Here is a 24,777-nt window from a genome sequence, read left to right on the forward strand (position 1 = left end):
CTATCCTGTGTGCATTGCGATTTGTTTCCAAATCGCGGTTTCGTCAAATAATGTATATTCGCGGCGAATACCCCAAGGGCCGAATTCGACATGGCTGATGCCCATCACGTGAACTTCCGCACCTGTTGGCTTGCCAAAATCGCCCCAACCTTCATGTTTACCTGTCAGGCTCCAGCGAATTGCGGCGCGTGGCGGCATCATTGGATCTTCACGTCCGATTTGGTGTTCTATTTTGAACTCTGCGGACGGGAATGATGACCGCAGTCCAATCCAAAACTTGTCAACACCATCCGTTGATAGCAATTCATGGCCACCCGGATAAAATCCGGTCACAGCACGGTCGTATTCAGCGGGTATCACCCCTAAATCTGCACCCATAATGCGGTTCAAAACATCCGCGTATTTCTGCCCCCACACATTGTCATTTCCACGCCCCTTGTAGGGGCCTTCTTGATCCATGCGCGGGTGGAACGGCGCGCTACAATGTTCCGGCCCGCCTTCCTTTTCAATTAAATCAACAGCGTATTGTTTTGGATCCCACCCCATTTGGCGCACGATTGCACCTTGGTCTCGGATCAACCATTCGTCGTTGATTTGGTTATTGATCGCATGACAATCTGCGATGATGCGATACTGTAATTTTTTACCAGTCGCGGCGCCATAAACACCATTTCCGGCGTGTGTGGCCGTTGACAAAATACGGTGCGACGACAGCATCCCCTCTTCAGGTGTACCAGACCATATCACATCCTCGCCCAACAGGCGGCGATCTGGAAATTCGGCCAATGTCGCCATCGTTGCGGCAATAACACCCTTATTTCCAATCACGATGGATGATGGCGAACGCACGGGAATGTCGGGTGCGTAATAGTGGTGCAATGTCGCCAAACCGCGATCTTCCCAAATCTCTTTGGTGATCCCGATTATGTAATCTGGGAAGTCGCTAAATTTTTCCGAGAAACCTTTCATGTGTCCCATCCTTTTGGAATTTTGGCTGATCCGCGCACAATCAAAGGGCTTTCAACCTTGATATGGCGTGCAACAGATACAGGATTATCAATTTTCTCGATGATCAGGCTTACCGTTTCTTCAACCATAACATTTGCCCTTTGGCGCACGGTCGTTAGATTATAAGCCTTCAATGCTGCGGGTGGCACATCATCATATCCCACAACGCTGACGTCTTCGGGAATTTTTAAGTTCAATTCGAACCGCAAAACATCCATCACCGCCAACGCCATGTGATCCGTTGCCACGAAAACCGCATCGGGGTGATTGCTCACTGAAAACATCTCACGGGCGACGTCTTGCGCCTTCTCAACAACAAAATCCCCCAGCCCATGCGCCGCCAAGGTATGACCTGCATCATTCAAACCCGCACGAAACCCTGCTTCGCGGTCACGTTGTGTCGATGCCCCTTCCCAACCGCCTATATAGGCAATCCGATTGTGACCGCCTGCCACCAGAAACTGCGCGACTACTTTGCTACCTGCGAAGTTATTAGAGGTGACGGCGGAATGCTCCGTTGTCTCTTGCGATCTGTTGAACAAGACCACTGGAACGCCAACCGCCTCGCAGCGTGCCGTCAACGTGCTGGAAATGCCAACGCTGGCTACGATAATTCCATCCACTTGATAATCTAACAATTCATCAATCACTGTCTCTGTGGATTGAGTGTCGTTTGATGCCATGAAAACCAACACGTGATAACCCTGCGCCTGCAAGGCGTTGGATAACTTTTCCAAAGCAACAGGGTAAAAATAATTATCCAAATATGCGACAACCAAGCCGATGATCCGACTTTTCCCAGTGATTAAGGAACGCGCCAAAACGTTTGGCCGATACCCCAATTCCATCGCCGCTTCGCGCACCTTTTGCACTGTTTTCGGGCTGGCTGATGCCCCGGGTGTAAACACGCGGCTCACCGCGGATTGGCTGACGCCGGCAAGTTTTGCAACTTGTGATGAAGTAACCTTCTCTTTCATCAGCCTGCTGTCCAACCCCCATCAATAATCATATGCGTACCCGTCACCAAAGACGCCGCATCAGACGCAAGGTATAACGCCGCCGCCATCACGTCCTCGACCTCGCCAACACGATTAAGTTTGATTTTATCGTTGATCCACGCGGCCCGCTTCGGATCGTCCAACGTCGCCCGGGTCAAAGGCGTGCGAATGAATGTGGGGCAGATGGTATTGATCCTGATGCCCAATTCACCCCACTCAATCGCCATCGCCTTTACCATACCTTCAAGCGCATGCTTTGACGCGGAGTACACCGTACGATCAGTGCCGCCAACATGCCCCATTTGCGAAGACAGATGGATAATTGATCCTTGAACACCATTATCCTTCATCGCCGACGCCGCAAATTTCGACAGAAAATATGCAGACCGTAAATTAAGTGACATCACCGCATCGTAGTCTTCTGGCGTTGTTTCCAACGCGGGTTTATGCCGGCCCATACCCGCCGAATTGATAACAATATCAAACGGTTCACGCATGGCTGTTTCCAACTGATCCAAATTCGTTTGATCCAATTGTAACGCACTGGCATCCCAGCCTTGTTCCTGCATGTCATCCACGGTTTTGTTTAATGGTCCAGCCGTGCGCGCCGCGCATACTACAGATGCACCAGCTTCAGCCATCGCCACGGCACAGGCTCGTCCAATCCCCGACGATGCACCGGTGATCAACGCACGTTTTCCCTTCAGCGAAAACGATGGTGTTTTAGGCAACATCATACACATCCTTCTTGTAAAACAGGCGCCGTATTCCTTGCCATATTGAATGCCCGCAATCTGGCAAACACATCGACACCCAACTGATGGTAAACATCTAAAAGATCAACCAAAACCCAGTTTTCGCGAATTTTCCCATTCTCCAACCGCCAGAAATCCAACGACCGCAAAGAAATCTTTTGATTATTTGGAACAATCCCTAACCAACCGTCACCTGTTAGGGTTTGCACCATGTCTGGCCACCCAGTAACGGCAACATATTCTCCTTCGCCAAAAAAATGAGGCGCGATTTCATCTGGGAATTGCCCACGGTCGGGCATCGCATTTAAAAACGGAATTTGATGCCATTTGCGAAACCCTTCAATCCCGCGTGCCGTGCCGATCCCCGCTGGGCCATACCAATTCATTTTTGGATGCCAGAACTTTTCCAATTCCATTGCTTCGACTGGTTCAACGGGATGCCTGATCAAGGCCGTCAACATGTCCAAAACATGTTGAACACTTGCATCGGTTTTGCAGAGATCGTGATCGGTTAAACCATCTTGGGTCATCGGTGCGGGTGTTGCCCATTCGCGCCCTAAACTGGGTGCCATTGGCCAGGCATTCGCCTGCATCATCAATTCGGGGATATCCCAAATCGCTTGGACCTCTACGATCTTGCCGTTTTCAATCATGAAAAACTCGTGAAACCGCATATGTGCCAAATGGCCCGTTGGTGGGATGTCCAAAAACGATGCTTTAAAGGTGCCAACATAACTGCCACAGTAGCCAATCCAATCACGGCCCTCTGGTGTTTGACCGGCCACAACAATTGTATCGCGACACTCGACGTCGGGCATCGCCTGAACCAGCGGTGCAAAACAAGTGTCATAAAAATTATCCGCCCCTAAATCACCAAACGGATGGCACATGTGCACAACGGCATTTGGATCCATGAGCGCGCCCAAGCGTTCGCGTACAATCGCCCCATCAAAATCCCGCAACGCCGCGCGAAGCGGCGCAATCATGTGCTTATGGTTGGTTGGGTTTGACATCTATTCTGTGGGTTCACGGTGCGGGGCGCCTGTGCCATATGGCACGTTAATCCCACCATAGCGACGTACGCGAATATTGCATTGCTCTGCATGCCCAACAAAACCTTCTAGCATGCACAATCGGCTACCATATTCCCCAACCAAGGTTGCGGCCTCATCCGTTGTAATTTTTTGATATGAATGCGTTTTTAGGAATTTTCCAACCCACAAACCACCGGTGTAACGACCTGCTTTCTTGGTGGGCAATGTATGGTTGGTTCCGATTACTTTATCCCCATTAGAAACATTGGTGCGCGCACCCAAAAACAATGCACCATAACAGGTCATTTTTTCCAAAAACCAATCATCTCGGTCCGTCATAACCTGTACATGTTCGGACGCAATATCATCTGCAACCTGCAACATTTCATCGTAGGTATCGCACAGGATCACTTCGCCATAATCCGCCCAACTGACGGATGCTGTATCTGCCGTTGGCAGAATTTTCAAAATACGCTCGATTTCGCTTAATGTGTCTTCGGCCAGCTTTTTAGAATTGGTCAACAAAACCGCGGGGCTGTTGTACCCATGTTCGGCTTGGCCCAGCAAATCTGTGGCACATAATTCACCATCCACAGTGTCATCCGCAATCACCATGGTTTCTGTCGGCCCCGCAAACAGATCAATACCCACACGCCCAAACAATTGACGTTTGGCCTCGGCCACAAATGCATTGCCTGGCCCAACTAGCATATGCACGGGTTCCAGTGTTTCCGTTCCAATTGCCATCGCGCCAACGGCCTGAATGCCGCCCAATACGTAAATTTCATGCGCACCGCCCAAATGCATGGCCGCAATCACCGCCGCATTAGGCTTTCCTTGGAATGGCGGCGTGCAGGCAACAATGCGCGGCACCCCCGCTACGGACGCCGTCGCCACGGACATATGCGCGGATGCAACCATCGGGAATTTACCACCCGGCACATAGCACCCCACAGATTGCACGGGGATATTCTTATGGCCCAAGATCACCCCAGGCATTGTTTCTACTTCAATGTCCAACATGCTATCGCGCTGGGCTTGGGCAAAATTGCGAACCTGTTCTTGGGCGAACTTGATATCTGCCAATTCGCGTGGCGTCAGGCTGGCGATCAAATCGGAAATTTCCTGTTCCGTCAGTTTGAATGATTTTGGTGAGTAGCCGTCAAACTTTTCCGACAACTCGCGTACGGCCACATCTCCGCGTTGCTCTATATCTTTCAAAGTGCTTTCAACAACCGCTTTCGTTTTCGCATCGTCCTCTGCGCGTTCTGTATCGGGTTTGCCGTGTTTAAGATATGTAATCGCCATCTTTAATCCTAATCGCTCTTCGGTTTGGGCGGTGTCTTTTCGCCCTTGTCATATGCTTCCCATCCGTGACCGTTGAAAACATCAACACCCAGTTGGGCCAATACATGCGGGAAATCGACCATCACCCAATTGTCCACAATCTTGCCGTCAACAACTTTCCAAAAGTCCATGTATCGGATTTCAATTCTTTTGCCCGTAGGCTCGATCCCCATAAACAATCCATGATGGGTCGCTTCTTGGCGGCCAAAAGCGGCTGCCCATTCGCCCATGTAAAGACGGGCCTCATCAACGCAAACCTTGTCACCAAACGCCGCCTGAAAAGGCTTTTGCCAATTGTCCTGAAATTCACGCACCCCCTGTTTGGTGCCACAGCCTCTATTTCCCATCCAACGGAAGGTCTCGGAAAAGAAATCGCCAATGTCGGCAATGCGGTGATCGTTCAATCCATCAACCATGCCTTCGATAACCGCCCGTGTTTGCGCGGTTTTCGCCATATCTGTATCGCGTGACAGAACCGCCTGCTCAGGTCTTGAACCCCTCATCCTTTTACCGCTCCTGCAGTTAGGCCAGAAACAATCTGGCGTTGGAAAAACATAACTAAAACAAATAATGGGGCCGTTGCGGATACAACCGCCGCAACCGCAAACATCACATTTCCTTCGGTTTGTGTGGTGCCCAAAAACGCCGCGATTGCGGGGACCATGGTGCGGTTCTCTTCGCTCAGCAACAAGGCGCCAACCACGAAATCATTATAGGCCAACAAAAAGCTGAACAAACCTGTCGTAATCACACCCGGCCACATGACGGGGATAATAACATGGCGAAATGCTTGGAACTGTGTACAGCCATCGACCTTTGCGCTTTCGTCCAACTCTTTTGGAATTTTCTGGAAGAAACTGTGCAACATCCATAAGGTAAATGGCTGATTAATCGCCACCAGAACAACAATCGTCGTGGGCAAATAGCCCCACAGGTTCCATTGAAAGAACGGTAACAAATACCCAGAGACCAAGGTGATTGGCGGCATCGCGCGGAACATCAACGCGGCAATCAACAGCCAGAAAGTATAGCGGTAATTGGAACGCGACAACGCGTATCCCCCCAAGGTTCCCATGGTCAGCGACAAACAAACCACACAGAAACATACAACCGCGGTATTTATTACTGCGCGCCAAAATTCTTGCTCTATCCACGCGCCATGATACGCGGTTGTGGTTGTGGTCGTTCCGTAGGCACGTTCGGTATTCGCACCCGTCAACGCATTCGTCCAATCCGCAATGGAAAAGAAATCCAATTCAACTTTAAAACTACCCCAAAGTGTCCACAAAAATGGGAAAGCGGCCAATATTAACCAGAAAACTACAAACGCATTCGCGGCAATACGAAGACCCTTTGGGCGACGCTGGGCGGAAACTGAGGACATTAGGTTTTCTCCTGAAAATCGCGCCACGTGCGTACCAGCACTGGGGATAACAATATGGCAACGCCAACCAGCGTCATCACAGATGTCGCCGCCGCCGAAGACAACAGTTGCGTTTCGCCACTTAAGTCATTCAAAATCATCCACGACAGCGATGTCGCATGCGCCTCGGCATTAAAACCAATGATCTCTTCAAAGACGCGAAACTTATCCATCAGCTGGATCAAGGCAACGAAGGTCACCAGTGGCATGATATGTGGGATCACAACATAACGCACCTGCTCCCAGCGAGACGCACCGTCAATTTGCGCCGCTTCCATTTGATCTTGGGGCAATGTTTGTAAACCTGCATAGAAAACCACGAATGCAAATGGCGCTGAATGCCAAATTCCATAAACAATAATCATAACCCACGTCAGGGGCGTCGATGCCTTCATCGATAAATCAGGATCATTTGCAAGGTATTGAATAAACGTCCCCAATACCCCGCGACTATCAACCATCCAGTACAACACCAGTGACCCAACCAACGGCGCAACAATCATTGGTAATAAGGAAAAGAAGATCACAACGCCCTTAAGGTGTCGGTTCAACGAATTCACCGCCAATGCTATGATAAATCCCAAAATAATCAGTAAAGGCACCGAAATGAATGTGAACGTAAGCGTAAACGTCATCGCGCGATAAAACGGCAGGTTATAAATACTTGAAAAGAATACGCCCATGGTTTCCGAACCACGCCACGCCGCACCAATTTCACCAAAGGCCAAATGTCCACGATCGGTAAAAATTTCTGTTCCCACAAATTTCCCCAGCGGTTCAGCGGCGCGCAAACTTGCCGTAGCTTCTTGATCAATTGTGGTTGCTTGCTTGCATCCAAATGGGCCGCAATTTTCCACCGTGATCAAAACTGCATCATGCGGGGTATACATTGATTGAATAACAACTGACACAATCGGAAACGCAATGAATAACAACATCGCTAGTCCCGTAGGTAAGAAAAACCAAAAGAAGGTCTTATGTTTCATGTTTTCAATCCAGTAAAGTGGTTCAGGGGAAGGTTATCCTCCCCCTGAAATGGGTTTCTTAGTTCAAGAAACCTTTTTCTTTTGCCGCGGCAGTGTACGCCGCTTCTGTATCTGCCAATGCTTGTTCCGCAGACTCTTTGCCCAACATAAAGTCGGACAATTCCGCACCCAATGCTGTGTGCAACAAACCTTGGTACGGTACCATCGGATAAGGTGTAGAACCCGCGCTCGCCGCATCAAACACACCAACAGCCGCTGGTGTTGGCTCGTATCCGTCAATCAACCAAACCGCTTGTTTTGCAACTTCTTCGTCGGCCAAAATTTCAGGACGAATTGCATTTGTTAGCGCGATAAATGTAGCTTCGGCTTCTGCATCGCTGATGTTTTTGGCAACAGTCCAACCGTCCCACCACAACGTCGTGGCCGGTGTGGAACCACCAGCAACTGTCATTGGGCCAGCGATTGCCATGCCGTTTTTCACTTCATCTGAAACGCCTTCGGCATCGCTCAATGTTGCCGCACGTGATCCCCACATGTTCATCAATGCAACGTTGCCCGCGCGGTATTCCGCGTTGGTCGCGTTTGAATCATGTGTCAAGAAATCTGGATTCATGTATTCAGACAATGATTTCATCATATTCAATGTCGCAACACCTTGCGCATTGTTGATGGATACTTCTGCTGAACCAGGCTTAAAGAATTCGCCACCATGACCAATGTACATGTTGTTGAATTCTTGGGCCAAATTCCAACCCGCTTTGTAGGCACCGCCAACTGGGTTTTCCATGATACCCATTTCGCGAATTTTCTTGGCAGCTTCCAACATATCTTCATATGTTTTTGGTGCTTCTACGCCTGCTTTTTCCAAAACATCCGCACGGTAAACAAGGTGCTGCGCATTCGCCATAAAGGCAACGGCCATCACTTTGCCATTGATTGTAATCAACTGGTTCTTCTTCAAACCTGCGCCGTGTTTTGCAACCAGATCATCCAATGGACGAATGACATCTTCGTTCATCAATGCAACGATAGAAGAGTTAGCAACAATCGCAGAAGTGTATTCTGCTGGATTCCCGGACATACCCGCCAAGTTGATTTTTTGGTGATCTGCAGTCAGGTTAGTCGATACTTCGCCACCCTTACATTCTTGTGCCGCCGCACCAACGGTTTGGATCGCGGGGAATTCATTCCCAACAATTGAAACACGTGCACCAATTTCACACGCATACGCGGATGTTGACGCCAAAAGCGACAAAGCACCAGCCACAGCTATCCTTTTGAAATACATATATTTTCTCCCTGTTGTGATGAATGCATCTTCGAATAATGCACCCATGCTGTTGACCCAATTGAAGGGTATGCGGGGGTTACCCCCCAATTCGCGCACCTGTTTGTGCATCAAACATATGGCAAATCTCTTTGGGCACAGAAATGCGAACCATGTCGCCAATTTCTGCGCGGTAATCTTTTGCGGCTTTCACGGATACCAATTCACCGTTGACCTTGACTGTAATCATGGTCGCATCGCCCAACAATTCCATGGTATAAACAGGCGCTTGTATTTGCCCGCCCTTCTCCACAATAGCGGCATCCTCAGCACGAAACCCAAGGGTTACAGGGCCATCAGGCAAATCAAGTCCGCTGACGCTAATTGTATCGCCAGAAAACGCTTTCTTGGTGACTTCGCCGTTTATCAAATTCATCGCGGGTGATCCAATAAAGCTGGCAACAAACGCATTTGCGGGTGTGTCGTAAATCTCTGTTGGGCTGCCCACTTGTTGAACAATGCCCCCCTTCATCACCACAACACGATCGGCCAATGTCATCGCTTCGATCTGATCGTGCGTTACGTAGATTGTGGTCACTTTCAATTCATGGCTCAGATTTTTGATCTGTGCACGTGTTGAAACACGCAACTTCGCATCCAGATTGGACAATGGTTCATCCATCAAAAACACATTCGGTTCGCGCACAATCGCACGCGCCAGCGCAACACGTTGCCGCTGACCACCGGATAATTCTGCGGGTTTACGATGTAAAAAATCGTCCAACTCCACCATCGCAGAGGCACGCATCACACGCTCTTCATGCTCTGCTTCAGGTACCTTGCGGACTTTCAATGGAAAGCGAATATTCTCATATACGTTCATATTCGGGTACAATGCGTAAGATTGGAAAACCATCGAAACATCGCGGTCTTTGGGTTCAAGGTCGTTGATAACCTTCCCATCGACCAAGATCTCGCCATCGGTCACATCTTCCAGCCCCGCAATCATGCGCATGGTTGTGGTTTTGCCACATCCTGACGGGCCTAACAGCACCAAAAACTCTTGATCAGCAATTGTCAGGTTAAAATCCTGAACCCCAACAAAAGAACCCCATCGCTTCGACAGATTGCGTAATTCAATCTCGGACATTCATTTCCCCCTGTTGGCGCAATCGCATTCTTGCATACGAATGCAAAACCATAGACTCCAACCACGGATTAGTGCAAGATTTTTTTAACAGGCGGAATATTTCGCCCAAATCGCACACACCACAATGTCGTAAAGACTATAAAAACAAGGGCCCCCATGTCTGGATTTCAAACCGAAAAAAATCTAATCCGCACCTATTACACCGCATTGGATAAGGCCACTGACCAGGGAATCACCCAAGTCCTGCGGGACTTCACAGCCCCGCAATACACGTGGCGCGCCTACCATCCGTTTCATGTGCAAACTGATGTGGCCGAAATCTCCGCCACTTTTTGGCAACCGTTCCGCCATGCGATCACCTCCATGCAACGCCGCATTGACGTATTCTTTGCAGGCGACAATGTGATAGATGGCGGTCAATCAACATGGGTGGTTTCGATGGGCCATCTTATGGGATTGTTTGATCACCCCTGGCTTGGCATTCAGCCAACAGGTAAAATGGTGATGCTGCGCTACGCGGAATTTCACAAAGTTGAAGATAACAAAATCACCGAAACCGCATTCTACTTCGACATCCCACACCTGATGGCACAGGCGGGACAATCCCCGTTTGCCGATCAACGCGGCGCACACAACATTCAACCAGGACCGCAACCACATGACGCAGTGATGTATGATGACGCGGATCTCTCAGAGGGCCGCAAAACCATCGATGCAATCCATGCGATGATTACAGATCTTGGAACATGGCAAAGTGGCCTCCCAATCGAGGAAGAGCTGGCCCGCACTTGGAGCAAAGACATGATTTGGTGGGGGCCTGCTGGAATTGGTTCAACCTACACAATCGAAAGATATGCAAAACAACATGCCATCCCATTTCGCGCGGCATTCACCGACCGATCCTCAACGGGTCACATCGCCCGCTTGGCCGAAGGCCAGTACGGTGGCTTCTTTGGTTGGCCAAATTTTACTGCCCGCCCCACAAATGGGTACCTCGGCCTGCCGCCCAGCGATAGGTTGTGCGAGTTCCGCGTGATTGACCTTTATAGACGAGAAAATGACAAGCTTGCTGAAAATTGGGTATTCATCGATCTACTGCACTTCTTCAGCCAAATGGGCGTAAACCTGTTGGACGAGAGTTAAGCTTTCATAGATCTCAGCCGGCAGGAAACGTAGGATGTCGTCATACAACGGTTAACACGTCTCAAAATATATCAACTACAATCTTTTAGAAATCTCGGCGCTACACCGATTACACTCCGATACAAAAGGCTTTTCGAATTTCAGGTTTATCGTCAAATATCGTTCCTATGTTTGCCGTAGCAAGCGTCTCCTTTCCGCCCTAATCAGCTTTCTTCACAATGACTTAGTAAAAAGTAGGGGTTTGAACTTAAAAGGGCAAAAAGAAGCGCTTTTGGCAAGAAATGCTATGCTTTGTAGCACATCACACAACATGTAACCTGCCACAAAACATCGCCTTTTTAATAAAGTTAAGCCCTTGATTTAATTGGTAGTATATTCTCAATCCCGCATTAAAGTAACCTTTTTTGCCAAAATAGTCGTCATTTTACTTCTCGTTGTTCAAGCCCGAGTAAGACATACGTTTTAGCTCAAAAGCCGTTGCGTTGAACTGAAACCCGCCTTCCCCCAAAAGCATCTTGCACTAGAGGGCGGGCGATCAAAGTGGGTTCACGCTACAAATGCATAGACAGAAGACCGTTTGAGGTCCGCTTTGCGGACAAAGCGGTCATTTAAATATATACATCACAATGACCGCGCGCCTTTTTCGTCTAAGCTGTGGCCGTTGCTTCAATTTCGAACAAAAGACCTGGTATCGCAAGACGTGTGACACCAATCAGTGTCATAGGTGGTGCAACTTGATGTGGGCCAAAGCGTGCACCCATGAGATCAAAGTTCTTCAGCGCTTCGTCAACATCTGTGACGTAGACGCCCAGTTTGGTGACATTGCTCACATCCATTCTGGCGTCCTTCAACACTGCTTCGAGATTATCCAGTGCCAAATTGATTTGACCGCGCATGTCGCCTGGGTGTTGCGGATTGCCATCCCCGTCTACAGCCGTCTGACCGGCACAGATAACTTGGCGCGTAGCACCTTCAATCACTTCGGCCTGATTGTATCCCAGCTTCAAAGACCAGTCCCATGGATTCACTGCAGTACGTTTCATCTTTTTTTCTCCTTGTTTGATGTTGCTGAAATTGGTTTAAACCAAAATAGTGCCAAAATATGTCACTATTTATGATATGGTAGCCAAATGAATATTCGACTCAGACATGATGCAATTGTTCGCAGCCTTCGCCGTAACGGAACTACCACTATAGATCAGCTTGCTGAAGAAGTGGGAGCGTCGCGCCGCACTATTCTGCGCGACATCAGTACATTACGCGATGAAGGGTTTGTCGTTCATTCCGATGTTGGACGTGGAGGTGGCCTACAGCTTGATCCGCAATCAGTGCAAACCAAAGCGCGATTAACAGTGCCCGAGGTGTTCGCCCTTTTGATTTCCGTCGCAGCGATGCGGGCTGAAGGCAACTTACCCTTTTCAGACCTTGCTGATGCTGGCCTTGCCAAGATAGAAAAATCACTGCCCTCTGACAAAGTTCGTGACCTGCGCGCCTTTCTCGACTGCTTGCATGTTGGAAGCCTGTCTTCGCATCAGGACCTGTCAGACGTGACTCGGATAGACGCAGATTTGTTGCCTGTATTTGAAACGACTTTCCTAAACCACCAGTACATTCGCTTTGATTATCGTGATGCGAAAAACCGCAAATCGCAGCGACAGGTGGAGCCACAGGCCATGCTAATCCTTCCACCGCTTTGGTATCTAGTTGCTTGGGATCCAACAAGAAAAGACTTCCGGCACTTTCGAATGGACCGGATCAGCAACCCCACCGCCATAGTGGATCAAAATTTCCGCCGTCGCCATGTCCCATTCGAAGACGACGTTTGCCCGTACAGTGAATTGGTGCGTTGAGATCGCCAAAACCGCCGCAGCACCGGTCAAATTGGGCTCAAAGCTGACGTTCGGAATTTGGACGGATTTTTAATACAAGTGACCTGCGCCCCAAGTTCCCTCCAGCCTTAGTAGAGTCCTTGGTTTAATTTTGATGCCGTCATGCGGCCAGTTTGTCTAGTTTAATGTTCTCCACAAATTCTGATGGTGTTAGGTTTCCGATTGATGAATGAGGACGGACAAGGAGCAGCTAGCTTCATGGTTGGAGGGGCCGCTTTCGCTGAGTACAATGGGCTATAAATACTGGTAACCAGTGTCCGCATTCTACCCACATCAACACACCAGCTTACGGCACAATATTGGCAAACAACTTAATCGAAAATATCGAAAGCAAACCTTTAAGAAAAGGGTATTTGATCCTTAAAAAAGGCAAAAAGAAGCATTTTTGGCAAGAAGTGCGATGTTCAGTGGCACATCACACAACACAAGGACATTCCCCAGCTACCCGCATTTAGAATGACCACAGGACGCACAGGTCATGCACCCCTCTACCATGCGCATTCCCGGCGTGCCACAGCTGGGGCACGATTTTCCACCAGCGTTGCCGCCCATCTGTACAACAGTTGCTTCTGGATCCGCCTTTAGGTACTGGCCCTCGCCTTCGATAAACCCGATGGCAACCATATGTTGCTCTATCACGCTACCAATAGCGGCAAGGATCGACGGGATATATTTCCCCCGCACCCACGCGCCGCCACGCGGATCAAACACCGCCTTTAGCTCTTCAACAACAAAGCTGACATCACCCCCACGACGGAACACCGCAGAAACCATACGCGTCAACGCCAACGTCCATGCATAGTGCTCCATGTTCTTCGAATTGATAAACACTTCAAACGGGCGTCGCTCACCATTGGAAATCACATCATTAATGGTGATGTAAATGGCATGCTCGTTTTCAGGCCACTTGATTTTATAGGTCATGCCATCCAGCGCCTCTGGGCGGTTCAACGGCTCTGCCAGATAGACAACATCCGCGCCAGTATCAATCTCAGGGGTTTTCTCGCTCTCTTCTGATACAGACAGAACAGAACCCGTCACATCATTGGGGCGATAGGTTGTACAGCCCTTACAGCCCTGATCCCACGCGGCCATATAGACCTCTTTGAAATCCTCAAACGAGATATCCTCAGGGCAATTAATGGTCTTGGAAATAGAGCTGTCGATCCACTTTTGCGCCGCCGCCTGCATGCGCACGTGATCCAGCGGGGCCAATGTCTGTGCGTTCACAAAGCTCTCTGGAAATGCCCTGTCGCCAAATTTTTCGCGCCATAAATCTACGGCATAATCAACCACTTCTTCTTCAGTACGAGAGCCGTCTTTTTGCAAAACTTTGCGTTTATAAGAATAGGCAAAAACAGGCTCGATGCCGCTGGACACATTGCCCGCATATAGGCTGATTGTGCCGGTCGGTGCGATGGATGTCAGCAGGGCGTTGCGTATCCCCTTTTCACCAATCGCCGCGCGCACATCTTCGTCCATTTCCTGCATGGTTTCAGACGCCAAAAACGCCTCGCGATCAAACAAGGGGAATGCCCCCTTTTCCGCGGCCAAATCCGCGCTGCCCAAATAGGCAGAGCGCGCGATTTGCTTCATCCATGCCTCGGTTTGGGCCGCCGCCTCTTCTGAACCATAGCGCAAGCCCACCATCAGCAAGGCATCCGCAAGACCCGTTACGCCCAACCCAATGCGCCGTTTGGCCTTGGCCTCGCCGCGCTGTGCATCCAATGGGAATTTCGACGCATCAACCACGTTGTCCATCATCCGAACAGCCGTGCGCACCAAATCATCCAATGCATCCAAGTTCAGCTTTGCCGCCGCATCAAAGGGCGCCTCGATCAGGCGGGCCATATTGATAGACCCAAGCAGGCAAGCCCCATATGGAGGTAAGGGTTGTTCGCCACATGGGTTGGTCGCGGCAATGGTTTCGGCGTAATGCAGGTTGTTTTTAGTGTTGATCCGGTCAATAAAAATCACCCCGGGTTCGGCAAAATCATAGGTGGATTGCATTATTTTATTCCACAAATCCAGCGCCTTAACCGTTTTGTAGACACGGCCATTGAATTTCAACTCCCAGTCGCCGCCGCTCTTCACCGCCTCCATAAAGGGATCGGTAATCAAAACAGATAGGTTAAACATCCGCAGGCGCGCGGCATCTTGTTTTGCCACAATGAAATCTTCGATATCTGGGTGATCACAGCGCATTGTTGCCATCATGGCCCCGCGGCGAGAACCCGCAGACATGATCGTGCGACACATGGCATCCCACACGTCCATGAATGATAATGGCCCAGAGGCATCCGCAGCAACGCCCTCGACCAAGGCCCCCTTGGGGCGAATGGTCGAGAAATCATAGCCAATACCACCGCCCTGTTGCATGGTCAGCGCCGCTTCTTTTAGCATCTCGAAAATGCCACCCATGCTGTCTGGGATGGTGCCCATAACAAAACAGTTAAACAAGGTCACCGAACGATCCGTCCCCGCGCCTGCCAAAATTCGCCCAGCAGGTAGGAATTTAAAATCCTCTAGCGCGCTGTAAAACTTGTCTTCCCACTCTTTTGGGGTGTCCTCTACCTTCGCCAATGCCCGCGCAACACGGCGCCAGCTATCAGAAACAGTGCCATCTAATGCCTCGCCGTCTGCAGATTTCAGGCGATACTTCATATCCCAAATTTGTTCGGCAATAGGGGCAGAAAACTGGCTCATAGGGACATCTCTTTTTGATTCAAATGGAACGGCTTGTCTAAAATAACAGATGCCGATTTACAATTCAAATTCAGGAGGTATTTTGAAAAATATGCAGGGGAAACTACATCTAATAAAACTAAGCGTAGGCACCGAGGATTTAAGCGGGCTTGAACAATGGCAAAAGGGCCAGCGCCTGTTGCATGGCCGCGAACACGGTTTGCACATCACCCGCATGTGGCCCAAACGCGAGTCAGAGCTTTTGTCCGGTGGCAGCATCTACTGGGTGATCAAAGGCGCCATTCAGGCACGTCAGCGGCTTGTTAGGTTCGATGAGATCATCGGCGACGACGGGATTCGACGCTGTGGTTTTGTGCTGGATCCTGAAATCATTGCCACCACCATGGCCACACGGCGCCCCTTTCAGGGCTGGCGCTATTTGGCGGGTAATGAGGCCCCCAAGGATATGCCCAAATCCCGCGCATCAGAACCAGACCTACCCGATGATATGGAACAACATCTGGCGGATCTGGGCCTGTTATAGCCTAGTTTACAGCCAAGTTATCAATCAGCCGCGCCGACCCCAAATGCGCCGCCGCAAACAGGCGCGCGGGGCGATCTCCAACCTCTTCGATCAAGGACAAATCCTGCGCATCGCGGCACTCTACATAATCGATGGACTCAAACCCCGCATCCAGTATCGCCTGCGCAGCCGTTGCGCATTGCGCCTGTGCAGGGCCACCGGTGCCAATATCATAGGCCGCACGTTTCAAGATCACGTTCATTTTGCGCGCCACCTCCAGCTGTAGATCGCTAAGGTAGGAATTGCGCGAAGACAGTGCCAGCCCATAATCATCGCGCACAATCGGCACACCAACGATGCGCGTGGGTATATCCAAATCCTGCACCATACGCCGGATCACCGCCAGCTGTTGCCAGTCTTTTTCCCCAAACAGCGCCATATCGGCACCTGCTTGGTTTAGCAATTTCGACACCACCTGTGTCACACCATCAAAATGCCCGGGTCTGCGCGCACCACACAGCATATCCGTTAGCCCAGCCACCTCTACTTTGGTCGCAAAACCCTCGGGATACATCTCGCGGGCACTGGGGATAAACACCCCCGCCCCGCCGCTCTCGGCAATCATCGCCACATCCACCGCCTCTTGGCGCGGATAGCTGTCTAAATCCTCGCCCGCGCCAAATTGTGTAGGGTTCACAAAAATCGTGGTGATCACCCGATCCGCCATCTGCACCCCGCGCGACACCAGCGATTGATGTCCCGCATGTAACCCGCCCATGGTGGGCACAAGGGCGATCCGATCCCCCGCCGCGCGCCACAGGGCAACCTGTGCGCGCATATCAGCAACAGTTCTAAAAATTATCGGACGTGTGCTCATAACTGTGGAACCTCCCAGCCCATTTTAGTGCAGAATTCGGCCAATGGCGCGGCTCTGTAATCCGCAGATTTTGATGCAAAAACAGTGGCCTGAGATTTCAACAACACACCATCGCTTAAAATCTTCAAATGGTTTGCCTCTAGGGTCGCACCGCTGGATGTGATATCAGCAATCGCCTCTGCGGTTAGGTTCTTTACCGTGCCCTCGGTGGCGCCTTGGCTATCCACCAGTTGATAATCTGCCACGCCAAAATCGCGCAACCCCGCGCGCACCAGATTATGGTATTTGGTGGCGATGCGCAGACGAAACCCGTGATCTTTGCGAAACTGTGCCGCCGCCGCGTCCAGATCATCTAGGCAATTTACATCCACCCAGACCTTAGGCACCGCGATGATCAGATCGGCAAAGCCAAACCCCATCTCTTCTAGCGGGATCACCTGCCCCACATGATCGGGCAGTTTCTCTTGGATTAGATCAGTGCCTGTAACCCCCAGATGAATACGCCCCTTGGCCAGCTCTTTGGGGATTTCTCCGGCGGATAATAGCACCAGCTGTACATTATCCACGCCTTCAACACTGCCGGTGTATTCGCGATCAGACTCTGTGCGCTTTAGCGTGACACCACGCTGTGCGAACCATTCAAACGTATCTGCCTGCAAGCGTCCTTTGGACGGTACACCCAATTTCAGCATCACATGGCCTCCTTTTGTGCCAAGAGCAAATCAGGGCGAATAACCCCACCCACCGCCGGAATATGGCGCCCATTGCCCAGCACCGTCGTTAGCGCATCATAGCGCCCGCCACTGGCAATCACCGTGCCCTGATGGGCAAAGCTGAAAACAAACCCATCGTAATATTCCATAGAGGTCAGCCCATAGGAGCCCTCGAACGGCAGCTTGGCCAGATCAATACCCCGCGCATCCAGCGCATCTAGGCGGCGCTGAAATCCAACCAAGGCGGGCCGTATCTGCACCAAAGTCTCAGCCAAGTCATTCAACGCGCCCAGCGCGGCGGCACAGTTATCTTTTAGGGACAGCAGAGCATTGATCGCCGCGACTTCCTCTGCGGATAGCGGGGCCTCGGTACTGTCAGCCCTTAGGCCCTCGATGCGCGCCTCTATTTCGGAAACACTGCGCAGGCCGATGAATTTACCCGCAGTATCGATCATGGTTTGGGCGCCCAGCGCCTCGACCTTGGCCAGCATCTCTGCACGCCCCAAGGGCTGTGCGCCAGCGCCAGAAAACCGTGCGAGCAATCTGCGAAACCGTTCGGGGCGCCATAGGTGGCGGGTCAGGGCCGCGCGGCGCCGTGCGCTGGTCTTCAGCCCATCAACAGCGGCGCGCAACAGGCCCACATCGCCCGAATGAACCTCTAGCCCATCGGGCATCAAATCTCGAAACAGAGCGAATACCTCGGCGTCAGACCCAGCAGGATCAGCACGATCAAACAGCTCGAACCCCACCTGTACAAATTCAGTGGCACGGCTAGATCCCGCGTCCTGCATCCGCCAAACGGGGCCATTATAGGTATAGCGGGCGGGCTCTTCGCCCTCGGTCATGTGCTGTTCTACGATTGGCAGGGTGAAATCAGGGCGCAACATCCGCTCGCCCAACACTGGATCATGGGTCACATAGGCGCGGCTACGAATATCTTCGCCGTAAAGGTCCAGCAAGACCTCGGCAGGTAGCAGTGCATCCGCCTCGATGCGCAGAGCACCCGCATCGGCAAAGGCGGCCTCTAGGCGTGCGGCCTCGGCGCGGATGGCGGCGCGGCGGTCATTCTGCATCAGCCTTGCTCCGCGTTACGCGCGATCATCTTCCGCACCTCAGCCACCAGATCGCCGCGTTTGATTTCCATCTGCGCGGGTTGGGCCTTCCATTCTTCGGCGGTTTCGATTTCTGCAGATAGGCGCGCACCCAGCGCCAGATCTTTTATCTGCACCACGCCATTTGCATGCTCGTCGCCCCCCTCGATTACGGCCACGGGACTTTCGCGTTTATCGGCGTATTTCAATTGATTGCCAAAGTTTTTAGGATTGCCCATATACATTTCTGCGCGGATGCCAGCGCTGCGCAATTCTGCAACCATAGCCTGATAATCGCCCAGACGATTACGATCCATCACCGTGACCACCACGGGGCCTTGGGCGGTGCTGTTCATGCGGCCCTTTTCACGCAGGGCGGCCAGCAGGCGATCCACCCCGATAGAAACACCGGTGGCGGGAACGGCCTGGCCGGTGAAACGCTTGACCAGATCATCGTAACGCCCCCCGCCCGCGACAGAACCAAACTGGCGCTTGCGGCCCTTATCATCTAGGATTTCGAAGGTCAGCTCTGCCTCGTAAACAGGGCCTGTGTAATAGCCAAGGCCACGCACAACCGAGGGGTCGATATCGACCCGTTTGGCACCGTAGCCGCCAGCAGCCATCAAATCACCAATGGTTTCCAGCTCGTTAATGCCCACCAGCCCAGTATCAGAACCGCCCACCGCATCGCGCAGATTAGCCAATGTTTTAGCGGCATCTGCGGCCTTGGAGGTCAGAAACGCCAACACCGGCTCTGCCTGATCATCCGACAGGCCGACACCGTCGATATAGGCCCCCGATGCATCAAGGCGCCCGCGGCCCAGCAACTGGCGCACGCCGTCCTCGCCAACCTTGTCGAACTTGTCGATGGTGCGCAGAACATCCGCTTGTTGTGCGGCGTCGGTGACGTTCATGGCCTCTAGCACACCGTTCAGCACCTTGCGGTTATTCACACGCACGATGTAGTCGCCGCGCGGAATACCCACGGTTTCCAGCGTATCAGATAGCATCATGCAGATCTCGGCATCGGCGGCCACACTGGGCGCGCCAACCGTGTCCGCATCGCATTGATAGAATTGGCGATAGCGCCCGGGGCCTGGTTTTTCGTTGCGCCAAACGGGGCCCATCGCGTAGCGGCGATAGGGGCTGGGCAGGTCATTGCGAAACTGCGCATAGACCCGCGCCAAGGGGGCAGTCAGGTCATAGCGCAGCGCCATCCATGCATCATCCTCGTCTTGCCATGCGAAGACACCCTCGTTGGGGCGATCCACGTCTGGTAGGAATTTGCCCAGCGCCTCTACTGTTTCAACGGCGGCACTTTCTAGTGCATCAAACCCATAGCGATGATAGACCTCGGTAATCTGGGCCAGCATTGCATTACGCTCGGCCACTTCGGGGCCGAAATAGTCGCGAAAACCCTTGGGCGGGAGCGCCTTTGGGCGTTGTTGTTTTGGGGGTCTGTTACGGGCCATTTTCTCTGTTCCTGTGTCTTGGGTCTGCTTTAGCGGATTGCGCATTGCGGGGCAAGGCGGGCTTGTGCAATTGCTGCGCGGGGCGTATCAGGGGGCATGGAAAATGACAGCCCCTTAATCAATTTAGAAATCAAGCTAGCCGAGGCCCTGCGGGTCTGTGACGAGCTATCGGATATCGTGGCCGATCAGGCCAAGCGCCTAGAGGTGGCCGAACGCCGCATAGAGATGCTGATGGCGCGCGCCGCCGAGACAGAGGCCGCAGAGATGAGCGGCGTGGCCGTGGGCAATGCACCCCCGCCGCATTGGTGATCGCGCACGCTGGTTTTACCTTTGGGCGTAAAAAATGCCGAGGGTCCCTTAGCCACGGGGAAATATCCGATTTATTTTTGATGTTTTAGCGCCCTGCGGGGAGGAATACCCCTGTACGCCATGCAAAACCTTCCCCGCGGGGAAGGTTTTTGGTGGTGCGCGGGGTGGTTAAGGCCGCGCGCGGTTGGGTATGGGGGTGTTAGGGGAGGTTAATGGAAGGCTCTTAGGTCAGCCAGAACGCCACACCGATTGCCGCCGACAGTGCCACGGCGCCAATCCCTACGCGCCATGATCCCAGATGGAATTCGGCAAAGACAACCGTAACCATGCAGGGAAACCAGAGCAAAAGCCACAAGCCCGAGGGGTATATCACCCAGCTAAGCGACAGCACAGCCGCCAGTACAAAGGCCCCACCTATGAAGGCGATCGCCCGTACCGAATACCGCCAGACCCAATGGCGCGGACGTTCCTCGGTGCCGTAGATACAATAGCTAAGAAAGCTTACGATCAAATCTATGATTAACTCTGAAATTACGGACATGCAGAATACCTAGTGCCCCAAAGGGGTATTTCAAGATGATGGGTTCGACGGCGCGCGCCGTTCATTGCCGGCCGCCCTAAAACTCCTCGACATCCAGCACCCCGCTGATGTGTTTGATCGCGCCTTTAATCTGCGGGTTCATTGGGTATTCACCGGGCAATGTAATTTCCACCTCGCCCGGCAGGTCTGGGTGGGACAGCACCAGATGCACAGGTCCGCGCCCGCGCGGGGATGCGGATTTTCCGGTGTCGGTTAGGCGGGTGGCGATGCTGTCGATGGCGTCCTCGTCTGATACGAAAATCTTTAGCCCCATTGAGGCGGCATCTTGGGCGGTGGTATCGGCCAATTGCACGCTGCGGCACAGCAGTTTTAGCTGATCCGCCTCGACATTCGCCTCGACAGTCAGCACCACGTTTTGCCCAACCTCTAACAGATCACCAAATTTTTCCAGCGTGTCGGAGAAGATCGTCACCTCATAGGCGCCTGTTGGGTCGGTCAGCTGTGCGAAGGCAAAGCGGTTGCCGCGGGCGGATTTGCGGATTTGTTTACCAGCCACCGAGCCTGCGATTTTTGCCCCCACCTTTTTGGCCTGTGCCTTTTGGGTTAGTTCCACCAATGTCAGCACACCTTTGCGCTTTAGCGCGCCCATATAATCATCCAGCGGGTGCCCAGACAGATAAAACCCGATGGCGCGGTGCTCTTCTGATAGGCGCTCGACCGGCAACCAATCCTCACACATGGGCAAGCGCGGTGCGGGCAGATCCTCGCCTGCATCGCCAAACAGCCCCCCTTGGGAGGAGTTGCGCTCTGAGTGGGTAGCGGCGGAATAGCCCACCAGCGCATCAAGGGATGCCAGCACCTTGGCGCGGTTATTATCCAGCTGATCAAAGGCACCTGCGCGCGCCAGCATTTCCATCGGGCGTTTTCCGACGCGTTTCAGATCAACGCGGCGTGCCACATCCATCAGATCAACGAAATCGCCGCCCTCGGCGCGGGCATCGGTGATCAGGCGCATGGCCTCGGCACCTACGTTTTTCAAACCGCCCAGCGCATAGGCTATTTTACCGTCCTTTACGCTGAACAATGCCTCGGATCGGTTAATACAGGGTGGGGTGATTTCTATTTCGAGGCGTTTGACCTCTTCGAAATAGACGTGCAATTTATCCGTCAGGTGCAGATCGCAATTCATCACCGAAGCCATGAATTCCACGGGGTAGTTGGCCTTTAGCCAGCCGGTTTGATAGGAGACCACCGCATAGGCGGCGGCGTGGGATTTGTTAAACCCGTAGTTGGCGAATTTATCGAGCAGATCCCAGACCTCTTTGGCCTTTTTGGCATCCACCCCGTTTTTGGCCGCGCCGTCTAGGAATTTGGGGCGTTCCTTGTCCATTTCGGCCTGAATTTTCTTACCCATCGCGCGGCGCAGCAGATCAGCGCCACCAAGACTGTAGCCCGCCATTTCTTGGGCGATCTGCATCACCTGCTCTTGGTAGACGATGATGCCTTGGGTTTCCTCTAGCAGGTGATCAATACTGGGGTGCATCAATTCGCGATCTGCGCGGCCGTTTTTAACATCACAGTATTGGGGGATGTTTTCCATGGGGCCGGGGCGGTAGAGCGCCACAAGGGCCACGATGTCCTCGATACAGTTGGGTTTCATCCGGCGCAGAGCGTCCATCATACCGGTGGATTCCACCTGAAACACAGCCACCGTTTTGGCCGAGGCGTAAAGGTCGTAGGTTTTCTGATCCTCTAGATCAATGGCGCCGATATCGATATCGATGCCGCGTTGTTTCACAAAATCAACCGCCCCCTGCACCACCGTTAGGGTTTTCAGGCCTAAGAAGTCGAATTTCACCAGCCCCGCCTGTTCGACCCATTTCATATTAAACTGGGTGGCGGGCATGTCGGAACGTGGGTCTTGGTAGAGGGGTACCAGATGATCCAGTGGGCGATCCCCGATCACCACCCCCGCCGCGTGGGTGGATGCATTGCGCAGCAGGCCTTCGACCTGTTGGGCATAGGTCAGCAGGCGGTCCACCACCTCTTCTTCTTTGGCCATTTCGCGCAGTTGCGGTTCCTCGGCGAGGGCTTTTTCGATGGAGACGGGTTTTACGCCCTCGACGGGGATCAGCTTGGACAGGCGATCCACCTGCCCGTATGGCATTTGCAGAACACGACCAACGTCACGCACCGCCGCCTTGGACAGCAAGCCCCCGAAGGTGATGATTTGGCCCACTTTGTCGCGGCCATATTTTTCCTGCACATAGCGGATCACCTCTTCGCGGCGATCCATACAAAAATCGATATCAAAGTCAGGCATCGACACACGCTCTGGGTTCAAGAAACGCTCGAACAACAGAGAATAGCGCAAGGGATCAAGGTCTGTGATGGTCAGCGCATAGGCCACCAAGGATCCCGCACCAGACCCCCGCCCTGGCCCCACGGGGATATCATTATCCTTGGACCATTTGATGAAATCCGCCACGATCAGGAAATAGCCCGGAAACCCCATGCCTTGGATAATATCCAATTCAAACTCTAGGCGCTTTTCATAGTCTTCGACAGGTGCCGCATGGGGGATTACATCGAGACGGGCCTTTAGGCCCTCGCGGGCTTGGCGGGCCAGCTCTTCGACCTCGTCATCGGCGAATTTTGGCAGAATGGGCGCGCGTTTATAGGCCTTGAAGGCACAGCGGCGTGCGATTTCTATCGTGTTTTCAATGGCCTCTGGGATATCCTCGAACAGGTTGCACATTTGTTCGGGCGATTTGAAGTAATGTTCGGGCGTTAGGCGGCGGCGGCCCTCGGCCTGATCCACATAGGCGCCTTCGGAAATACACAACAGCGCATCATGGGCCGCATACATATCACGATTGGGAAAGTAGACATCATTGGTGGCCACCAAAGGCAGGTTATGGCGGTAGGCAAATTCTACGAAGAATTGCTCTGTTGCGGCCTCAGCGGCGGTGTGTTTCTCGCCATCTGAACCGTGGCGGTGCAATTCAATATAAAACCGATCTGCATAGATTTCGGACAGATGCTTTAGCAACATCTCGGCCTTGTCTATTTGATTGTCCTGTACCAGTTGCCCCGCAGGGCCTGTGGCGCCCCCGCTGAGGCAGATCAGGCCCGCGTGGTGCTCTTGTAACTGGGTGATAGAAACCTGTGGCAGGCTATCGCCCGCACCCAAGTAAAGGCAGGAATTCAACAACATTAGGTTGTTGTAACCTTCTTCGTTTTGGGCCAGTAGCACGATCGGCAGAGGTTTGGGGGCGCGGTCGCGCGGGTTATCGGCGGTGGCGTAGGTCAGGTCTATTTGTAACCCGATGATCGGTTGCACCCCTGCACCTGCCGCATATTCTGAAAATTCCAGTGCGGCGAACATGTTGTTTGTATCAGTTAGGGCCACGGCTGGCATACCGGCCTTGGCCACGGTGGCGGGCAGTGGTTTCATCTGCATTGCGCCCTCTAGCAGGGAATAGGCAGAGTGTAGGCGCAGGTGGATGAATCGGTTTTTATTGGTCATGCGCCATGCTACCCTAGGCGTGGCTTTGCGAAAACCG

General features: G+C 52.4%; 22 protein-coding genes. 4 read left to right on the plus strand and 18 right to left on the minus strand.

The window, feature by feature from the left end; translation table 11 throughout:
• The 10 genes from QQL62_RS12580 to QQL62_RS12625 all read right to left on the minus strand — a co-directional run bounded on the left by QQL62_RS12580 (position 1) and on the right by QQL62_RS12625 (position 9,968).
• Entirely contained in the window at positions 1 to 969 is a 969-nt protein-coding gene (locus QQL62_RS12580) for a nuclear transport factor 2 family protein (RefSeq protein ID WP_284379825.1), read from the minus strand.
• Complete coding sequence (locus QQL62_RS12585; protein WP_284379827.1) at positions 966 to 1,985, minus strand: LacI family DNA-binding transcriptional regulator; 1,020 nt, start codon at positions 1,983 to 1,985, stop codon at positions 966 to 968. Before QQL62_RS12585 ends, QQL62_RS12580 begins: the two co-directional genes overlap by 4 nt.
• Positions 1,985 to 2,743, minus strand: coding sequence for an SDR family NAD(P)-dependent oxidoreductase (locus QQL62_RS12590; protein WP_284379829.1), 759 nt, complete (start codon positions 2,741 to 2,743; stop codon positions 1,985 to 1,987). Before QQL62_RS12590 ends, QQL62_RS12585 begins: the two co-directional genes overlap by 1 nt.
• On the minus strand, positions 2,740 to 3,747 hold the full coding sequence (locus QQL62_RS12595; protein WP_431355774.1) for an ester cyclase: 1,008 nt from the start codon (positions 3,745 to 3,747) through the stop codon (positions 2,740 to 2,742). Before QQL62_RS12595 ends, QQL62_RS12590 begins: the two co-directional genes overlap by 4 nt.
• A gap of 27 nt (positions 3,748 to 3,774) precedes the next feature.
• A complete protein-coding gene (gene hisD / locus QQL62_RS12600; RefSeq protein ID WP_284379834.1) occupies positions 3,775 to 5,103 on the minus strand; it encodes a histidinol dehydrogenase in 1,329 nt (442 codons plus the stop codon).
• 8 nt (positions 5,104 to 5,111) lie between these two features.
• Positions 5,112 to 5,645: an ester cyclase gene (locus QQL62_RS12605; protein WP_284379835.1), complete on the minus strand. Its 534-nt coding sequence runs from the start codon at positions 5,643 to 5,645 to the stop codon at positions 5,112 to 5,114.
• Positions 5,642 to 6,526 (minus strand): carbohydrate ABC transporter permease, encoded by an 885-nt coding sequence (locus QQL62_RS12610; RefSeq protein ID WP_284379837.1) that lies wholly within the window; start codon positions 6,524 to 6,526, stop codon positions 5,642 to 5,644. The genes QQL62_RS12605 and QQL62_RS12610 overlap by 4 nt, the downstream gene beginning before the upstream one ends.
• Positions 6,526 to 7,551, minus strand: coding sequence for a carbohydrate ABC transporter permease (locus QQL62_RS12615; protein ID WP_284379838.1), 1,026 nt, complete (start codon positions 7,549 to 7,551; stop codon positions 6,526 to 6,528). Before QQL62_RS12615 ends, QQL62_RS12610 begins: the two co-directional genes overlap by 1 nt.
• Before the next feature lie 58 nt (positions 7,552 to 7,609).
• Positions 7,610 to 8,839, minus strand: a complete 1,230-nt coding sequence (locus QQL62_RS12620) for an extracellular solute-binding protein (RefSeq protein ID WP_284380072.1) — start codon at positions 8,837 to 8,839, stop codon at positions 7,610 to 7,612.
• A 79-nt stretch (positions 8,840 to 8,918) separates the two neighbouring features.
• Entirely contained in the window at positions 8,919 to 9,968 is a 1,050-nt protein-coding gene (locus QQL62_RS12625) for an ABC transporter ATP-binding protein (protein WP_284379840.1), read from the minus strand.
• 156 nt (positions 9,969 to 10,124) lie between these two features.
• Between QQL62_RS12625 and QQL62_RS12630 the strand changes: the two genes are divergently transcribed.
• Positions 10,125 to 11,111: an ester cyclase gene (locus QQL62_RS12630; protein WP_284379843.1), complete on the plus strand. Its 987-nt coding sequence runs from the start codon at positions 10,125 to 10,127 to the stop codon at positions 11,109 to 11,111.
• A 647-nt stretch (positions 11,112 to 11,758) separates the two neighbouring features.
• Here the strand turns inward: QQL62_RS12630 and QQL62_RS12635 are convergent.
• The gene (locus QQL62_RS12635; protein ID WP_284379846.1) at positions 11,759 to 12,154 is read right to left on the minus strand and encodes a RidA family protein; all 396 of its coding nucleotides are present in this window, start codon (positions 12,152 to 12,154) and stop codon (positions 11,759 to 11,761) included.
• A gap of 87 nt (positions 12,155 to 12,241) precedes the next feature.
• Here QQL62_RS12635 and QQL62_RS12640 point away from each other — a divergent pair, with 87 nt between their 5' ends.
• Positions 12,242 to 12,961 (plus strand): helix-turn-helix transcriptional regulator, encoded by a 720-nt coding sequence (locus tag QQL62_RS12640; RefSeq protein WP_284379848.1) that lies wholly within the window; start codon positions 12,242 to 12,244, stop codon positions 12,959 to 12,961.
• A gap of 480 nt (positions 12,962 to 13,441) precedes the next feature.
• Here QQL62_RS12640 and QQL62_RS12645 read toward each other — a convergent pair whose 3' ends face one another.
• Positions 13,442 to 15,706 carry an adenosylcobalamin-dependent ribonucleoside-diphosphate reductase gene (locus tag QQL62_RS12645; protein ID WP_284379851.1) on the minus strand — a complete coding sequence of 755 codons (2,265 nt, stop codon included), beginning with the start codon at positions 15,704 to 15,706 and terminating at the stop codon, positions 13,442 to 13,444.
• A gap of 91 nt (positions 15,707 to 15,797) precedes the next feature.
• On the opposite strand from QQL62_RS12645, the gene QQL62_RS12650 reads away from it, so the two are divergent.
• Positions 15,798 to 16,229: a DUF1489 family protein gene (locus QQL62_RS12650; RefSeq protein WP_284380074.1), complete on the plus strand. Its 432-nt coding sequence runs from the start codon at positions 15,798 to 15,800 to the stop codon at positions 16,227 to 16,229.
• Position 16,230: 1 nt separating this feature from the next.
• On the opposite strand, the gene panC is transcribed toward QQL62_RS12650, so the two are convergent.
• From panC to hisS, 4 genes are read right to left on the minus strand one after another with little or no spacing between them, the layout of a single operon-like run.
• The gene (gene panC / locus QQL62_RS12655; RefSeq protein ID WP_284379854.1) at positions 16,231 to 17,085 is read right to left on the minus strand and encodes a pantoate--beta-alanine ligase; all 855 of its coding nucleotides are present in this window, start codon (positions 17,083 to 17,085) and stop codon (positions 16,231 to 16,233) included.
• Positions 17,082 to 17,780, minus strand: coding sequence for an ATP phosphoribosyltransferase (hisG, locus tag QQL62_RS12660; RefSeq protein WP_284379858.1), 699 nt, complete (start codon positions 17,778 to 17,780; stop codon positions 17,082 to 17,084). Before hisG ends, panC begins: the two co-directional genes overlap by 4 nt.
• Entirely contained in the window at positions 17,777 to 18,871 is a 1,095-nt protein-coding gene (locus QQL62_RS12665; RefSeq protein WP_284379861.1) for an ATP phosphoribosyltransferase regulatory subunit, read from the minus strand. The genes hisG and QQL62_RS12665 overlap by 4 nt, the downstream gene beginning before the upstream one ends.
• Positions 18,871 to 20,361, minus strand: a complete 1,491-nt coding sequence (gene hisS, locus QQL62_RS12670; RefSeq protein WP_284379864.1) for a histidine--tRNA ligase — start codon at positions 20,359 to 20,361, stop codon at positions 18,871 to 18,873. Before hisS ends, QQL62_RS12665 begins: the two co-directional genes overlap by 1 nt.
• Positions 20,362 to 20,457: 96 nt before the next feature.
• Here hisS and QQL62_RS12675 point away from each other — a divergent pair, with 96 nt between their 5' ends.
• The gene (locus QQL62_RS12675; RefSeq protein WP_284379867.1) at positions 20,458 to 20,670 is read left to right on the plus strand and encodes a SlyX family protein; all 213 of its coding nucleotides are present in this window, start codon (positions 20,458 to 20,460) and stop codon (positions 20,668 to 20,670) included.
• Positions 20,671 to 20,893: 223 nt separating this feature from the next.
• Here the strand turns inward: QQL62_RS12675 and QQL62_RS12680 are convergent, their stop codons facing one another.
• Together QQL62_RS12680 and dnaE are read right to left on the minus strand one after the other, a co-directional pair.
• Positions 20,894 to 21,211 carry a hypothetical protein gene (locus QQL62_RS12680; protein WP_284379869.1) on the minus strand — a complete coding sequence of 106 codons (318 nt, stop codon included), beginning with the start codon at positions 21,209 to 21,211 and terminating at the stop codon, positions 20,894 to 20,896.
• A gap of 76 nt (positions 21,212 to 21,287) precedes the next feature.
• The gene (dnaE, locus tag QQL62_RS12685; RefSeq protein WP_284379871.1) at positions 21,288 to 24,740 is read right to left on the minus strand and encodes a DNA polymerase III subunit alpha; all 3,453 of its coding nucleotides are present in this window, start codon (positions 24,738 to 24,740) and stop codon (positions 21,288 to 21,290) included.
• Positions 24,741 to 24,777 lie beyond the last annotated feature (37 nt).

It is taken from the genome of Amylibacter marinus (genome assembly GCF_030160015.1).
GTDB classification, from domain to species: Bacteria; Pseudomonadota; Alphaproteobacteria; order Rhodobacterales; family Rhodobacteraceae; genus Amylibacter; species Amylibacter marinus.